Source organism: Methylobacterium tarhaniae, from assembly GCF_001043955.1.
GTDB classification, from domain to species: Bacteria; Pseudomonadota; Alphaproteobacteria; order Rhizobiales; family Beijerinckiaceae; genus Methylobacterium; species Methylobacterium tarhaniae.
On the sequence record NZ_LABZ01000113.1, the window covers coordinates 1 to 14,566 of the forward strand.

Annotated in this window: 16 protein-coding genes; 10 read left to right on the forward strand and 6 right to left on the reverse strand. The window is 70.4% G+C overall.

Annotation, left to right across the window (positions count from 1 at the left end; translation table 11 throughout):
- Both VQ03_RS16130 and VQ03_RS16135 read left to right on the forward strand, forming a co-directional pair.
- Nucleotides 1–603, forward strand: a 603-nt coding sequence (locus VQ03_RS16130) for an FTR1 family protein (RefSeq protein ID WP_048451916.1), incomplete at its 5' end; no start/stop codon positions are given.
- Nucleotides 604–722: 119 nt separating this feature from the next.
- Nucleotides 723–1,370 (forward strand): glutathione S-transferase family protein, encoded by a 648-nt coding sequence (locus tag VQ03_RS16135; RefSeq protein WP_048451917.1) that lies wholly within the window; start codon nt 723–725, stop codon nt 1,368–1,370.
- A 279-nt stretch (nt 1,371–1,649) separates the two neighbouring features.
- Here VQ03_RS16135 and VQ03_RS16140 read toward each other — a convergent pair whose 3' ends face one another.
- Nucleotides 1,650–2,198 carry a DUF924 family protein gene (locus VQ03_RS16140; RefSeq protein WP_048451918.1) on the reverse strand — a complete coding sequence of 183 codons (549 nt, stop codon included), beginning with the start codon at nt 2,196–2,198 and terminating at the stop codon, nt 1,650–1,652.
- A 182-nt stretch (nt 2,199–2,380) separates the two neighbouring features.
- On the opposite strand from VQ03_RS16140, the gene ilvC reads away from it, so the two are divergent.
- The 6 genes from ilvC (at nt 2,381) to VQ03_RS33095 (ending at nt 8,223) form a co-directional block, all read left to right on the forward strand.
- Nucleotides 2,381–3,400, forward strand: coding sequence for a ketol-acid reductoisomerase (gene ilvC, locus VQ03_RS16145; protein ID WP_048451919.1), 1,020 nt, complete (start codon nt 2,381–2,383; stop codon nt 3,398–3,400).
- Between the two features lie 512 nt (nt 3,401–3,912).
- Nucleotides 3,913–5,316, forward strand: a complete 1,404-nt coding sequence (locus VQ03_RS16150; protein ID WP_048451920.1) for an alpha/beta hydrolase — start codon at nt 3,913–3,915, stop codon at nt 5,314–5,316.
- Nucleotides 5,313–6,872, forward strand: a complete 1,560-nt coding sequence (locus tag VQ03_RS16155) for a GMC family oxidoreductase (RefSeq protein WP_048451921.1) — start codon at nt 5,313–5,315, stop codon at nt 6,870–6,872. The genes VQ03_RS16150 and VQ03_RS16155 overlap by 4 nt, the downstream gene beginning before the upstream one ends.
- Before the next feature lie 199 nt (nt 6,873–7,071).
- Complete coding sequence (gene dps / locus VQ03_RS16160; RefSeq protein ID WP_048451930.1) at nt 7,072–7,626, forward strand: DNA starvation/stationary phase protection protein Dps; 555 nt, start codon at nt 7,072–7,074, stop codon at nt 7,624–7,626.
- Nucleotides 7,627–7,816: 190 nt separating this feature from the next.
- Entirely contained in the window at nt 7,817–8,077 is a 261-nt protein-coding gene (locus VQ03_RS16165; RefSeq protein WP_048451922.1) for a hypothetical protein, read from the forward strand.
- Nucleotides 8,078–8,079: 2 nt separating this feature from the next.
- Complete coding sequence (locus tag VQ03_RS33095) at nt 8,080–8,223, forward strand: hypothetical protein (protein WP_157064128.1); 144 nt, start codon at nt 8,080–8,082, stop codon at nt 8,221–8,223.
- 4 nt (nt 8,224–8,227) lie between these two features.
- On the opposite strand, the gene ilvN is transcribed toward VQ03_RS33095, so the two are convergent.
- From ilvN to VQ03_RS16190, 5 genes are all read right to left on the reverse strand, one after another.
- The gene (ilvN, locus tag VQ03_RS16170) at nt 8,228–8,770 is read right to left on the reverse strand and encodes an acetolactate synthase small subunit (protein WP_048451923.1); all 543 of its coding nucleotides are present in this window, start codon (nt 8,768–8,770) and stop codon (nt 8,228–8,230) included.
- A 29-nt stretch (nt 8,771–8,799) separates the two neighbouring features.
- Nucleotides 8,800–10,578, reverse strand: coding sequence for an acetolactate synthase 3 large subunit (locus VQ03_RS16175; RefSeq protein ID WP_048451924.1), 1,779 nt, complete (start codon nt 10,576–10,578; stop codon nt 8,800–8,802).
- A 269-nt stretch (nt 10,579–10,847) separates the two neighbouring features.
- Nucleotides 10,848–11,393, reverse strand: coding sequence for a biotin transporter BioY (locus VQ03_RS16180; RefSeq protein WP_048451925.1), 546 nt, complete (start codon nt 11,391–11,393; stop codon nt 10,848–10,850).
- A 28-nt stretch (nt 11,394–11,421) separates the two neighbouring features.
- Nucleotides 11,422–12,030 carry an energy-coupling factor transporter transmembrane component T family protein gene (locus tag VQ03_RS16185; RefSeq protein WP_048451926.1) on the reverse strand — a complete coding sequence of 203 codons (609 nt, stop codon included), beginning with the start codon at nt 12,028–12,030 and terminating at the stop codon, nt 11,422–11,424.
- Entirely contained in the window at nt 12,027–12,701 is a 675-nt protein-coding gene (locus VQ03_RS16190) for an energy-coupling factor ABC transporter ATP-binding protein (protein WP_048451927.1), read from the reverse strand. The genes VQ03_RS16185 and VQ03_RS16190 overlap by 4 nt, the downstream gene beginning before the upstream one ends.
- 189 nt (nt 12,702–12,890) lie before the next feature.
- Here VQ03_RS16190 and VQ03_RS16195 point away from each other — a divergent pair, with 189 nt between their 5' ends.
- Entirely contained in the window at nt 12,891–13,358 is a 468-nt protein-coding gene (locus VQ03_RS16195; RefSeq protein ID WP_342586466.1) for a chemotaxis protein CheW, read from the forward strand.
- Nucleotides 13,359–13,365: 7 nt separating this feature from the next.
- The coding region (locus VQ03_RS16200; protein ID WP_048451929.1) for a CheR family methyltransferase at nt 13,366–14,566 on the forward strand (1,201 nt) is incomplete at its 3' end.

Consider the following 14,566-nt stretch of genomic DNA (forward strand, 5'->3'; position numbering starts at 1 on the left):
AACGACCTGATCGAGGCCGGCGTGATGGTGGTCGCCGCCGGCCTGATGTTCACGATGAGCGGCTGGCTCTTCCTGCGCCAGGACCCGGCGGCCTGGAAGGCCGAGATCAACCGCATGGCCGAGCGGGCGATGAGCGCCGGCACGGTGCTGTCGCTCGCCGGCATCGCCTTCCTGGCGGTGTTCCGCGAAGGCGCCGAGACGGTGCTGTTCGTGCACGCCCTGGCGCGCACCGCCGGCGGCTTCGATGCCTCGCTGCTCGGCGGGCTGGCGGCCGCGGCGCTCGCCCTCGCGGCGATGTTCGTGGCGATGCAGTGGCTGGCCCTGCGCCTGCCGCTGCGGCCGGTCTTCCTCATCACCTCGGCCTTCCTGTTCGTGATGGGCCTGCGCCTCGTCGGCGCGGCGATCCAGGAGTTGCAGGAGCAGGTGATCGTGCCGGTGCACAATGACGGCGTGCCGGAACTCGTCGCCGAGCTCGGCTTCAACGGCAGCTGGGAGGCCTTGGCCGTGCAGGGCGCGATCGTGCTCTGCGCCGTCGTCTGGCTGGCGACGCGGCGGTCGCGGCCGGAGGCCGGCGTGGCGGTGCGCCCGCAGGCCTCCGCCTGAGGGCAGGTCTGCGCCTGAGCGCCGGCGCCCGGGGTGGTACCGCCCGGACCCGGCCTGGCGTAAGGGACGGGGGCACCGCTCCGCACGGCCGGGGCGGCGATCGCGCCGGGAGGTCCCCCTTGTCCGAGACCCTTACGCTCTACTACTCGCCGGGCGCCTGCTCGCTGGCGCCCCACGTCGCCCTGGAGGAGACCGGCGCGCCGTTCGAGGCGGTCAGGATCGATTTCGCCAAGGCCGAGCAGCGCGGCGGCCGCTACCTCGCCATCAACCAGAAGGGCCGGGTGCCGGCCCTGGCCGAGGGCGAGTGGGTGCTGACCGAGAACCCGGCGATCCTGCGCTACATCGCCCGCAAGCACCCGCAGGCGGGCCTGTGGCCGGAGGATCCGCGGGAGGAGGCGCGGTGCGCCGAGTGGCTGGCCTGGCTCTCCTCCACGATCCACCCGGCCTACGCCCATATCCGCCGGGCCGAGCGCTACGCCACCGACGAGGCGGCGATCGAGGACGTGAAGGCCAAGGGCCGCGAGACCTGCGCCGATCTGTGGACGATGATCGAGGTCGGCCTGTCCCGCGGCGGCTGGGCCGCCGGCGCGTCTTACAGCGTCGCCGATCCCTACCTGCTGGTGTTCTGGCACTGGGGCAACGGCCAGGTGCTCGGCTACGACATGGCCCGCCAGTTCCCGTACTGGACCGACCATGCCCGCCGCATGGCCGAGCGCCCGGCCGTGCAACGCGCCTTCGCCCGCGAGGGGCTGCCTCTGCCGGCCTAAGCAGACTTGCGTTGGCAAGCCAACGCTTCGTCCGCTTAGGTTTGTGTCATGTCGCAGATTGTCGTCGCAAAACCGGCGACCGCTTTTGCGAAATCTTCTTAATGCCAACGGTCGTTGAAAACGACCTTTGGTTTCGTTCTCGAATTTTCGCCAAGCTTTTGGCTTGAAATCGAAAATTCGAGATGGATCAACGGCCTCGTCGATCTCGGGCTTGCCCGAGATCGACGTTGATGCGTCAGCATCTGAGGCCGTTGGTATAAGTCGGCCGCGGCAAGACTCCTAACCCCGAAAGGCGCCCTCGCCCGACAGGTAATCCCGCTCGGCCGGCGTCTCGGGGCGGCCGAGCACCGCGTTGCGGTGGGGGAAACGGCCGAACCGCCGGATCAGCGCGTGGTGCTCGTGCGCCGCCTCGAGGTTCACCGGGATGCCGAGCCCGGTGAACAGCGCGACGCTGCGCTCCTGGTGGCCCAGATCCTCGGCGTGCATCAGCGGCATGTACAGGAAGGCGCGCAAGGCCGGCTCGATCGCCCGGTCGTGGCCGCGCGCGATCGCGCGGTCTGCGGCGGCGAGCGCTGCCGCGTCCGTTTCCCAGGCCCGGGGCGTGCCGCGGAAGAGATTGCGCGGGAACTGGTCGAGGAGGAGCACCAGGGCGAGCGCGCCCTCCGGACTCTCCTCCCAGTCGGAGAGCTCGCCCCGCGCCGCCGCCTCGTGCAGCGGCCGATAGGCCCTGCAGGCGGCGTCGAAGGCCGGATCGGCCTTGAACCAGCGGTCGAATCCGGCCTCGCGCCAGAAATCGACGAGTTCGGCGGGCGTCGCCGCTTGCGTCATGCCGTTCCCCTCCGGCCCCCTGGATGGGCCCTGCGCGCACGCCGAACTGAGCAGCCATGTGCGGTTCCGCGCGCATAGCCTATTCCCTGACGCGAATCACGCCGCTACAAGCCGGCCGTCGCACGGCCGCTCCAGCGCCCGGAGCGTTCGAATTCTCGCCATCTGCACAAGGGGGAGCCGCCATGCGGGTCTATTACGATCGTGATGCCGACATCAATCTGATCAAGGGCAAGAAGGTCGTCATCGTCGGCTACGGCAGCCAGGGCCATGCCCACGCGCTGAACCTGCGCGATTCGGGCGTGAAGGACGTGGTGATCGCGCTCCGCAAGGGCTCGGCCAGCGCCAAGAAGGCCGAGGCCGAGGGCTTCAAGGTCATGGAGGTCGCCGACGCCGCCAAGCAGGCGGACGTCGTCATGATGCTGACCCCCGACGAGCTGCAGGGCGAGATCTACCGCGACTCGCTCCAGGCCAACATGAAGCAGGGCGCCGCCCTGCTGTTCGCCCACGGCCTCAACGTCCACTTCAACCTGATCGAGCCGCGCGCCGACCTCGACGTGCTGATGGTCGCCCCGAAGGGCCCCGGCCACACCGTGCGCTCCGAGTACCTGCGCGGCGGCGGCGTGCCGACCCTGATCGCCATCGCCCAGGACGCCTCGGGCAACGCCCACGACCTCGGCCTGTCCTACGCCTCGGCCAATGGCGGCGGCCGCGCCGGCATCATCGAGACCACCTTCAAGGAAGAGTGCGAGACCGACCTGTTCGGTGAGCAGGTCGTGCTCTGCGGCGGCCTCGTCGAGCTGATCAAGGCCGGCTTCGAGACGCTCGTCGAGGGCGGCTACGCCCCCGAGATGGCCTATTTCGAGTGCCTCCACGAGGTGAAGCTGATCGTCGACCTCATCTACGAGGGCGGCATCGCCAACATGAACTACTCGATCTCGAACACCGCCGAGTACGGCGAGTACGTGACCGGCCCGCGCATCATCACGCCCGAGACCAAGGCCGAGATGAAGCGCGTCCTGACCGACATCCAGAACGGCACCTTCACCCGCAACTGGATGCTGGAGAACAAGGTCAACCAGACCTCGTTCAAGGCGACCCGCGCCCGCAACGCCGCCCACCCGATCGAGGAGGTCGGCGAGCGCCTCCGCGGCATGATGCCGTGGATCAAGGAGAAGGCCCTGGTCGACAAGGCCAAGAACTAACATTGTTGGCTGCCGCGGTCGCCTCGGGCAGGCCGCGGCGATGCCTGCAAACGCCGCGCGGAACGCCCTTCCGCGCGGCGTTCTCGCGTCCGGAAGCTTGCGGCGCGCCGAGTGATGTCGCCGCTGCGCGTAGATCCGGGGCCGTATCCGGCCTTCCTGTCGAGACGTGACGAGCGTTATGCGCCCCTCTCCGCTCACTGCGCAGCATGTGGCGACAGTTCCGGCCTCGTCATGAGAAAATTTAACATAGATCAAATCGGCCAACAGCGTCGGGAATGCTGCCGTCGCCGACCGCACTTCAGGACGAAGAGCCTAGATATCGTTGCCGTCGCAGAATGTTGATTTCCCGGCAGGCCAAGGCTTCGCGGCTGCCGTGTCCGCCGTAGACCTGTCGAGACGCCGTCCTCCGGCTCGCCCGATACGTTAACGACTCGACATATCATCCGAGGGTGCTGCAAGGCGCCGCGGCGATCCGCCGTTGACGCAAGGCAGCGTCGCGCGATCTCGCCGGCATGATTGACCGACCCGTCCTCTTCTGCCTGCACTTCCTCGGAGGCAGCGCCCGCACCTGGCGCTCCCTCGCCGAGCGTCTCAGGCCCCACCTGCGCTGCGTCGCCATCGACCTGCCGGGCTTCGGCGACGAAGCCGGGCATCCGGGCTGCGGCGTCGCCGCCATGGCCGACCACGTCGCCGCCCGCATCAAAGCCGAGGCCCCGACCGGGCCCTGGCTCGTTGCCGGCAACAGCATGGGGGCGAAGGTCGCCCTGGCGCTCGCGCGGCGTCACGAGGACGGCGATCCCGCCCTCGCGGACCTCTCCGGCCTGGTGCTGCTGGCGGGCTCGCCGCCTTGCCCTGAGCCGATGGCGGAAGAGCGCCGGCAGGCGATGATCGCCTGGATCGACGCCGACCCGGAGACCCGGCGCCGGGAGGCCGAGGCCTTCGTCTCGGCGAATGTCGGGGCGCCCCTCGATCCGGAAGACCGTGCCCGCACGGTCGAGGACGTGCTGCGGGCCAATCCGCAGGCCTGGAAGGCCTGGCTCGCGAGCGGTGCCAACGAGGATTGGCGCGACCGGATCGGCACCCTGAGGACGCCCGCCCTGGTGGTGAGCGGGGCGGAGGACGGCGATCTCGGGCCGGAGGCGCAGGCCGCGCTGACCCTGCCGCACCTCGCCCGCCACCGCCACGAGGTCGCCCCCGGGGCCGGCCACCTGCTGCCGCTGGAGCGGCCCGAGATGCTGGCGGCCTTGATTCGCGACCTCGTCGCGGCCCCGCCGCAGGCCGCCGACGCCCCCACCCTGCCGCCGGCCTTCGCGTCGCTGATGAGTTCCGACCGGGTCAACACCCGACTGCGCACCGCATTGCGCGGGCGGATGCGCGAGCCCGACGGCCCGTTCTGCCTGGGGCCGGACGAGCGTGCGACCCTCACCGCCTGCCTCGACCGGGTGCTGCCCCAGGCCGGCCCTGGAAAGATCGACCTCGCCCGCCGGATCGACGCGCGGCTGGCATCAGGCACCGGCGACGGCTGGCGCTTCGCCGCCCTGCCGCCGGACGGAGAGGCCTATGCCCGGGCGCTGCGCACCCTCGACGGGGCGGCGCGGGAGGCGCATGGGCATCCCTTCGCGGCTTTGGGCGGGTCCGAACAGGATGCTCTCCTCGCCCGCGCCACCTCCGGCGACCTGCCCGAGATCCCGGGCGGCCTCGTGCCCGACTTGATGACCTGCTGGTTCGAGGAGCTGCGGGGCGAGGCGGTGCGGACCTTCCTCGCCCATCCGGCCGGCCTCGCGGCGATCGGCTTCACCGGGATCGGCGCGGGTGGCGACGATGCCGAGGCCCTGCCGGGCTACCGCCTGGCCGGCCTGAACGAGCGCGAGCCCTGGGAACACCCTGTCCTCGAGACCGTGGGAGACGCCCGATGAACCTCTCGGGGCAGAACAGTCACGGCACCGACGAGGTCGTCGACGTGGTGGTGGTCGGCACCGGGGCGGGGGGTGCGCCGCTCCTCGCCGAGCTGGCGGCCGCCGGCCTCAAGGTCGTGGCGCTGGAGGCCGGGCCGAACTTCGATCCCGCCGGCTACGGCTTCGACGAGACGCTCGCCGACGAGATCTACTGGACCGAGGAGCGCCTGAGCGGCGGCTCGACGCCGGAGGCGTTCGGCGCCAACAACAGCGGCACCGGGATCGGCGGCTCGACCCTGCATTGGGGCGCCTTCGTGCCCCGGGCCGATCCCCGTGACTTCCGGCTGAACTCGGAGAGCGGCGAGGGCTGCGACTGGCCGATCGATCATGCCGAGCTGGTGCCGTTCTACGACCGCGTCGAGGCCTTCATCGGCACGTCGGGCCCGACGCCCTATCCGTGGGACGCGGCCCGCCGCTTCCCGCTGCCGCCGGTTCTGCGCAACGGCCCGGCCGAGCTGATGGCGTCGGCCTGCGACAAGCTCGGCATCACCGCGACGGACGCGCCCGCGGCCGTGGTCTCGCGCGACTTCACGCCCGGCGGAGCGGTGCCCGCGCGCAAGGCCTGCATCCATTGCGGCTTCTGCCATCAGGGCTGCCGCACCCGCGCCAAGGCCAGCATGGACGTGACCTACCTGCCGCTGGCGGTCGCGCGCGGGGCCGAGATCCGCGCCGAGGCCCGCATGCACGGGGTCGAGCGCGACAAGGCCGGGCGGATCACGGCCGTGATCTATCGCAGCGGCGGCCGCGACCACCACCAGCGTTGCGCCCACCTGATCCTGTCCGCCGGCGCCGTCGAGACGCCGCGGCTCCTGCTCCATCTCGGCCTCGCCACCGGCAGCGGCCAAGTCGGGAGGAACTACATCGGCCACGTCGCGACGCAGGTCTGGGGCACGTTTCCCGACGAGGTCGGGATGAACCGGGGCTACCCGTCCTCGCTCATCACCGAGGATTTCACCCGGCCGAAGGGGGCCGATTTCGCCGGCGGCTACCTGGTGCAGAGCCTCGGCGTCGAGCCGCTGACCTGGGGCAACGCCGTCGCCCGCGGCCGCGGCCTGTGGGGTACGGCGCTGACCGATTACCTCCGCCGGTACAACCGCGTCGCCGGCATCGGCATCAACGGCGAGACGCTGCCCTGCGACGAAAACACCCTGACCCTGTCGGACGAGACCGACGCCCTCGGGATGCGAAAGGCCCATATCAGCTTCGGCTACGGGCGAAACGAGCACGGGCTCAACGCCCACGCCACCAGGGTCATGCGCGAGATCTGGGAGGCGGCGGGCGCCACGGACATCTGGGTGCTGGAGCGCGTCGCCCACACCCTCGGCACCTGCCGGATGGGGCGCGACCCCGATGCCTCGGTGGTCGATCCGTTCGGGCGCAGCCACGAGATCGAGAACCTGTGGATCTGCGACGGCTCGGTCTTCCCGAGTTCGCTGGCGGCGAATCCGGCACTGACCATCATGGCCCTGTCGCTCCGCACCGCCGGGGCGTTCCTGGGTTCCCGACCGTCCCGATGAATTGACGCAAGGGAGGATTGTGCCCGGCGCGCTGTCCGGGTCGGTACCCGGCCCTAGCTCTCCTTCCATCGGGCGGTTCCAGGCGGGACCGTCCAACCACCCCGGCAGAATGCCGGGGTGGATCAACAAACCCCACCGCAGCATCGGAACGGCCGCCCCTCGGCCCCGTTGTCGCGGGAAATCGACGGAGTTGACCGACATGACGGATTCCAAGGGCAAGGCCGGCCAGCCGCGCCAGCACGGCACCCGCAACGACACCGATTCGAACGCCAAGCGCGTCTCGATCGAGACCCTGAACGCGCGGCTCGCCGACGGCATCGACCTGGCGCTCGCCGTCAAGCAGGCGCACTGGAACCTGAAGGGCCCGCAATTCATCGGCATCCACGAGATGCTCGACGGGTTCCGCACCGAGCTCGACGACCTCAACGACAAGGTCGCGGAACGGGCCGTGCAGCTCGGCGCCACGGCGCTCGGCACCGCCTCGGTGGTCGCCGCGTCCTCGAAGCTCGCCCCCTATCCGACCGACGTCTACGCCGTCGCCGACCACCTCTCGGCCCTGATCGACCGCTACGCGGCCTATGCCAACGCGGTGCGCGAGAACATCGACCAGACCGACGAGGCCGGGGATGCCGGCACCGCCGACCTGTTCACCGAGGTCTCCCGCACGGTCGACAAGCAATTGTGGTTCCTCGAGGCCCACGTCCAGGAGCCGACCGGCGCGATGCGCGACGGGGACGGCAAGGGCGCGCGCTGAGGCGGCAGACCGTTCGGGGCTGACGTCGAGCCGGCCCCGTCTTCGAACTCCCGCCGTCTTCTGACGCTGAAGAACGAAAACGTCGTTCGCCTCCCCGTCCATCGGGGAGGCGTTTTTGTACGTAGGAGTGGATATCGACCCCGGAGGGTCGATCAGTTACGCTGGGTCACGAACCGGTGAGGTAGCCTGCGTGACCGAGGCAACGCCCGATGCAGCGGAGATTGCTGCGCGTCGCAAGTACACGGCGAAGCGTCTGAATGAACATATTAAGCTGTTCGCGGCCTACGTGAACGCCATGGTGATCGCGGTGGCCGGTGCGGCCATCATCGTACCGCTGGTCAGCAACCCGAATGCGACCTTGGGGCAGTCGCATCTCTCTTGGTTCGCTGCCTCTCTCGCCTTACATTGCGTCGGTCACGCGGTGATCCGACTTCTGCGCCGGGAGGATTGACGATGCCCTGGGACGCCACCCTCGCGATGCTCGGCTTTGCCCTGTTCGTCTCGGTGACGGGCATCGCCACCCTGAGCTACGCCGTCTACCGCTTCGAGCGGAAGTACGGTCAGGCAGGGCGCACCAACGCCCCGCCCGCCGAGTAGCGCGCTACATAGCGTCCGATCCGCGTGCCATGGCGGCCACGCCAGTGCGCGACACCTCGACCAGACCCACAGACGCCATCAGCTTGACGAAGCGGTCGATCTCGTCGGTCGTGCCGGTCAGCTCGAACACGAACGAGTGCAGCGTCGCATCGAGGGTCCGGGCGCCGAAGGCGGCGGCGAGGCGCATCGCCTCGACCCGGTGCTCGCCCTTGCCGGCCACCTTCACGAGCGCGAGTTCCCGCTCGAGCGAATCGCCCTGAAGGGTCAGATCGACCACCCGGTGCACCGGCACGAGCCGGTCGAGCTGCGCCTTGATCTGATCGATCACCGCGTTCGTGCCTGCCGTCACGATGGTGATGCGGGAGATGTGCCGGGCGTGCTCGGTCTCCGAGACCGTCAGGCTCTCGATGTTGTAGCCGCGGCCGGAAAACAGGCCGGCGATGCGGGCGAGCACGCCGGGCTCGTTGTCGACGATGACCGCCAGGGTGTGGCGGTTCACCGGCTCGACGCGGACCGGATCGGGATAATGGGTGTTCATGGCGTTCATCGTCCTAGACCCTGTAGACCCTTGCCCGCTCAGACCAGCATCTTGCCTTCGTCGGAGATCACGTCGCCCAGATCCGCCCCGGTCTCGCCGAGGTAGTCCGAGAGCAGCATCTCGTTATGCGCCTTGCCCGACGGGATCATCGGGAAGCAGTTCTCGGTCTTGTCGACGATGCAGTCGAAGATCACCGGGCCGTCGTAATCCAGCATCTCGGCGATCGCCGCGTCGAGGCTGCCGGGATCGGAGCAGCGGATGCCCTTGGCGCCATAGGCTTCGGCGAGCTTCACGAAGTCGGGCAGGCTTTCCGAATAGCTCTCGGAGTAGCGCGAGCCGTGCAACAATTGCTGCCACTGGCGCACCATGCCCATGTACTCGTTGTTCAGGATGAAGATCTTGACCGGCAGGCGGTACTGCACGGCGGTCGACAGCTCCTGGATGTTCATCTGGATCGAGGCCTCGCCGGCGATGTCGATCACCAGCGCGCCACGATGGGCGAGCTGGGCGCCGATCGCCGCCGGCAGGCCGTAGCCCATGGTGCCGAGGCCCCCCGAGGTCATCCAGCGGTTCGGCTCGTCGAACTTGTAGTACTGCGCCGCCCACATCTGGTGCTGGCCGACCTCCGTGGTGACGTAGGTCTCGCGCCCCTTGGTCGCCTCGTAGAGGCGCTGGACCGCGTATTGCGGCTTGATGGTGGTGCCCGACGGCCAGTAGCCGAGGCATTCGCGCGCCTTCCAGCCGCGGATCTTGGACAGCCATTCGGTCAGGCGGCCCTTGTCGGGCTCCGGCGTCACCGCCCGCCACTCGCGCAGCATGTCGCCGAGCACCGAGCCGCAATCGCCGACGATGCCGATATCGGCCTTGACGGTCTTGTTGATCGAGGACGCGTCGATGTCGACGTGGATCTTCTTGGAGAAGGGCGAGAAGGCGTCGAGCCGGCCGGTGATGCGGTCGTCGAAGCGCGCGCCGATGCAGACCATGACGTCGCATTCATGCATCGCCAGGTTCGCCTCGTAGGTCCCGTGCATGCCGAGCATGCCGAGGAACTGCGGGTCCGAACCCGGGAAGGCCCCTAAGCCCATCAGCGTCGAGGTGACCGGGAAGCCGGTGGCGCGGGCGAGCTCGCGCAGCAGCTCCGAGGCCTCGGGGCCCGAGTTGATGACGCCGCCGCCGGTATAGAAGACCGGCCGGCGCGCGCCCGCCATCAGCGCCACGGCGGCGCGGATCTTCTCCGGATCGCCCTGCGTCTGCGGGTTGTAGGTCTTGTGGCTGTTGTCGACCGGGCGGCGGTAGAGGCCGCTGGCGAACTGGATGTCCTTCGGCAGGTCGACCACCACCGGGCCGGGCCGGCCGTGCGAGGCGACGTAGAACGCCTCGTGCAGGATCCGCGGCAGGTCCTCGATCGATTTGACGAGGTAATTGTGCTTGGTGCAGCTGCGGGTGATGCCGACCGTGTCGCATTCCTGGAACGCGTCGGAGCCGATCAGGTGCGTCGGGACCTGGCCGGTGATGCAGACGAGCGGGATCGAATCGAGCAGCGCGTCGGTCAGGCCGGTGACGATGTTGGTGGCGCCCGGCCCCGAGGTGACGAGCACGCAGCCGACCTTGCCGGACGAGCGGGCATAGCCCTCGGCCGCGTGCACCGCGCCCTGCTCGTGCCGGACCAGGATGTGCTTCACCGTCTCCTGATGGAAGAGCGCGTCGTAGATCGGCAGCACCGCGCCGCCCGGATAGCCGAACAGGGTGTCGACACCCTGATCCTGAAACGCCCGGATCACCATCTCGGCGCCCGTCATGACCTCGCCCGCACTCATCGCCGCGCTCCGTTCCTTGGTCTCGTCCGCGCTCTCGGGTCCGTTTTACGCAACAAAAAAGGGCCCCGAAGGACCCTGCACGCGCCACCCTTGGGATGCCGGGCTTCTCAAGCCCGCCCCTTCGGTGGCGCCTCCGCTACAATAAGGACCGCACGCATGCTGTGAAAAAGCCTGCTCGTTAAGAGAGTGGCGCGGACCCTACGCGCCTCGTCAGGCAGGGTCAACCGGTTTCGCCGGGGCGTTAAGCGTTCGGGTCCTTGCACTTTCCGTCAACGCGGCCGGAGCGTCGGATAGGCCCGGCGCACGGCGCGGGCGACGAGCACGACGAGGACCACCTTCACGGCGTCCCCCGGCAGGAACCAGGCCGAGCCGATCGCCGCCTTCGCCAGATCGACCCGGGCGACCGCGGCGATCCACGGGATGCCGACCGCGTAGGTGAGGACGACGCCGCCGAGGACGAGGATCAGCGCCTCCTTCCACGCCGTCAGGGTCTCGAGGCCGCGCTCGTACAGGAACCCGATCACGAAGGCGGCGACGGGCCACATCAGCACGAAGCCGCCGCCCGGCCCCATGACGATCCCGAGCCCGCCCCGCCCGCCGGCCATGAGCGGCAGCCCGGCGCAGACCAGGACGACGAACAGGGCCAGGGCCGCAGCCCCGCGCCTGGCGCCGGCGATCGCGCCGGCGAGCATCGGGCCCATCGACTGCGCGGTGATCGGCACGCCGATCACCGGCAGGGTCACGGGGGGAAACAGGCCGAGCGCCGCGGTGAGAGCGGCGAAGAGCGCGACGAAGACGATGTCCCGGGTCGACATGGAATGCCTCGATGAAGGAAGAAGGGTGTCAGTCGCCGGCCCGGTCCGGGTCGTAGGACCGGGCGTCGATCGCCGCCGCGACATCGTCGCTCATCTTGAGCATGCGCACGATGACCGGGACGGTCAGGGCCACGAGGCTGCGCTCCAGGCCGCGGGCCCTTTGCGCCTCGCGGACCTCCGCGGTGATGGCGGCCAGAACCGGGATGAAGCGCAGGGTGAGCGCGATGGCGAGCCCGACCTTGGCGGGATCGGCTCCCAGCGGCCTCAGCCAGGCGAGGCCGCGTTGCAGTGCCTCGATCAGGTCGGACGAACGGGTCGTCAGGGTCACGAGGCCGGCGAGCAGCATCAGCGCCACGAGGCGGGCGGCCACCAGCAGGCCGGCCTGCCAGCCGTCGAGGGCGAGCTGCACCAGGACCAGCACGGCGAGGATCCAGGCCAGCGGCCGCACTTGCGCCAGGACGAGGCGGGCCGGGATCCCGGCGAGCCGATAGAGCCATCCCGTCAGGCCGAGCACCGCGAGCGCGAGGTCGAGCCGCGGCAGCGCGAACAGCGCCGTGCCGGCGGCGACCAGCGCCAGGATCTTCGGCCCCGGCGGGCAGCGATGGAGGGGGCTCCGCCCCGGGATGGAGGGGGTCACGACATCATCGCGACGTAGGCCGGGAGCGCCGCCGAGGGACGGTCGTCGATCACGATGCGGCCGTCCTCGAAGACCAGCACCCGGTCGAAATGCGCGAGGAAGTCGAGGTCGTGCGAGACCACGATCGCGCGTTGCGACAGCCCGTCGATGGCCTGCGCGATCCGGCGCTTGTTGCGCAGGTCGAGGAGCGTCGTCGGCTCGTCGAACACGATCACCTCCGGCGCCATCGCGAGCACGCCGGCAAGGGCCAGGAGCTGCTTCTGGCCGCCGCTCAGGAGATGGGCCGGATGGTCGGCGAGATCGAGGAGGTCGTAGCGGCGCAGGGCCTCGTCCGTCCGCCGGGCGATCTCGTCCTTCGGCAGCCCGAGATTCTTGAGACCGAAGGCGAGGTCTTCCGCGACCAGCGGCAGCACGATCTGGTTGTCGGGGTTCTGGAAGACGAAGCCGACCTTGCGGCGCACCGCCTTGCCGTCGCGGCGCGTGTCGAGCCCGTCGACCCGCACCGTGCCGTGCGTGGGCACCAGGAGGCCGTTCAAGAGCCGCGCGAAGGTGCTCTTGCCGCTGCCGTTGCCGCCGACCACCGCGATGCGCCGCTCCGTCAGGTCGAGGGTGAGGTCGCGCAACACCGCGCGCTCCCCGAAGGCATGGCCGACATGCCTGATCTCGATCATGACGACGCCGCTCCTCTCACCTGCCCGGGACCTCGGAAGCCCGTGCCGGGCGGCGCCTCATAGCACCTCCGGCGCCGGCCGACAGGGCGGAGGCGGGCGGTTTGGAAACTTCCCGCGCCTCCCCTATCTGAGGCGCGGGCGGACGGGCCCGCGGGGGTGCACAGGATGACGACCGGGACGGCTTACCTCTTGGTCGATGTCGCCGGGACGGATTGCGCCCTGCCGCGCCGGGCGGTGCGGGAGATCCTGCCGCTGCCCCGCCTGTGGCGCCCGCCCGGGGCGCCGGGGACGCTGGCGGGCTTCCTCAACCTCGCCGGATCCGCCGTGCCGGTCCTCGACCTCGGGGTCCTGTTCGGCCTCGGCCGCCCGGCCACGGCCCGGCAGGCGCTCTACCGCCACCTCGTCCTGCTCAAGGGTGAGGCGCCCCTGGCGCTCATGGTCGACCGGGTCGCGGACGTCGTGCGGGTCGAGGCCGGCCAGGTGCGGCCGGTCGCCGACGACACCACCCTGAACGGCTGTGTCGCCGCCGAGATCCAGCTGGCCGAGCGGCTGGTGCACGGGCTCGCGGTCGACCGCATCCTGCTCGCGGAAGAGCGCGACCGCGTCGCGGCGCAGACCCGGGACGCCCAGGCACGGCTCGCCGAGTGGGCGGCCTGATCCGGGCATGCAGACATCGCGGGGGACAGCCCCCACCGACGACCCGGCCTTCGCGGCGCTCAAGAGCCGCCTCGTCGCGCGCACCGGCCACCATTACTACGCCGACAAGGACGACCTGCTCTGGGAACGGGTCGGCCGGCGCATGCGCGCCCGGGGACTCCTCGCGCCCGCCGGCTACCTCCAGCTCCTGGAGGAATCGGAGGCCGAGTGGGCGGCGTTGGAGGCCGAGATCACCATCGGGGAGACGTTCTTCTTCCGCTACGCCGAGCAGTTCGCGGCCCTGCGCGGCACGATCCTGCCGGAGCGCATCGCCGCCCGGGGCTCCGAGCGGCGCCTGCGGATCTGGAGCGCGGGCTGCTCCACCGGACCGGAGACCTACTCGGTCGGGATCGTGCTGCACGAATTGCTGGGCGAGCGCCTGCCCGAGTGGCGCATCGGGCTCACCGGCACCGACATCAACCGCGACGTGCTGGCGGTCGCACGGCGCGCGGTCTACGGGGCCTGGGCCCTGCGCACCCTCGGGGCGGAGGAGCGCGGGCGCTACTTCCGGCCGGGACCACGGGAGGGCACCTTCGCCTTGCTGCCGGAATACCGGGGGCTCGCCCGGTTCGAGCCGCAGAACCTGATGAGCCTCGTCGACGGCACCGCCTCCCTGGCGATCACCGACTACGACCTCATCCTGTGCCGCAACGTCCTGATCTACTTCCACCCGGACGTGGTGCAGGCCCTGGTGCGGGCCCTCGCCCAGCGCCTGCGTCCCGGGGGCTGGCTGCTGCTCGGCCATGCCGAGCCGAACCCGGCCTTCGCGGAATTCCTGGAGGCGGTCTCCCTGCCGGGCACCGCCGCCTATCGCCGCCCGACGGAGGGGGAGGTGCCGGACCTGCCGCCACCGCCCGCCTTCCCCGACCCCGTCCCGGATGCGGCCTGGGCGCCGCTCCTGCCCCCGGCCGTGCCGGCCCCGGAGGCTCCCCTTCCCCGGCGCGTCGCAGCGAAGCCCGCACCCATCCCGGCCGCGGCGCCTGGCGCCCTGGCCACCGTCCGGGCGCTCGCCGATGCGGGCGACCTCGAGGCGAGCTGGCAGGCCTGCCGGACGGCCCTCGGGCGGGACCCGACCGATCCGCGCCTGCGCTACTACGAAGGCCTGCTCGCCCGCGCCCGGGCCCGGCCGGACGAGGCGGAACGCGCCTTCCGCGGGGCGCTCTACCTCG

Excerpts from the sequence above, each read along its gene's own strand:
- VQ03_RS16140 (WP_048451918.1), bottom strand. The coding sequence starts at position 2,198 with ATGACGCAAGCGGCGACGCCCGCCGAACTCGTCGATTTCTGGCGCGAG.
- ilvC (WP_048451919.1), top strand. The coding sequence starts at position 2,381 with ATGCGGGTCTATTACGATCGTGATGCCGACATCAATCTGATCAAGGGC.
- VQ03_RS16150 (WP_048451920.1), top strand. The coding sequence starts at position 3,913 with ATGATTGACCGACCCGTCCTCTTCTGCCTGCACTTCCTCGGAGGCAGC.
- VQ03_RS16155 (WP_048451921.1), top strand. The coding sequence starts at position 5,313 with ATGAACCTCTCGGGGCAGAACAGTCACGGCACCGACGAGGTCGTCGAC.
- dps (WP_048451930.1), top strand. The coding sequence starts at position 7,072 with ATGACGGATTCCAAGGGCAAGGCCGGCCAGCCGCGCCAGCACGGCACC.
- VQ03_RS33095 (WP_157064128.1), top strand. The coding sequence starts at position 8,080 with ATGCCCTGGGACGCCACCCTCGCGATGCTCGGCTTTGCCCTGTTCGTC.
- ilvN (WP_048451923.1), bottom strand. The coding sequence starts at position 8,770 with ATGAACGCCATGAACACCCATTATCCCGATCCGGTCCGCGTCGAGCCG.
- VQ03_RS16175 (WP_048451924.1), bottom strand. The coding sequence starts at position 10,578 with ATGAGTGCGGGCGAGGTCATGACGGGCGCCGAGATGGTGATCCGGGCG.
- VQ03_RS16180 (WP_048451925.1), bottom strand. The coding sequence starts at position 11,393 with ATGTCGACCCGGGACATCGTCTTCGTCGCGCTCTTCGCCGCTCTCACC.
- VQ03_RS16190 (WP_048451927.1), bottom strand. The coding sequence starts at position 12,701 with ATGATCGAGATCAGGCATGTCGGCCATGCCTTCGGGGAGCGCGCGGTG.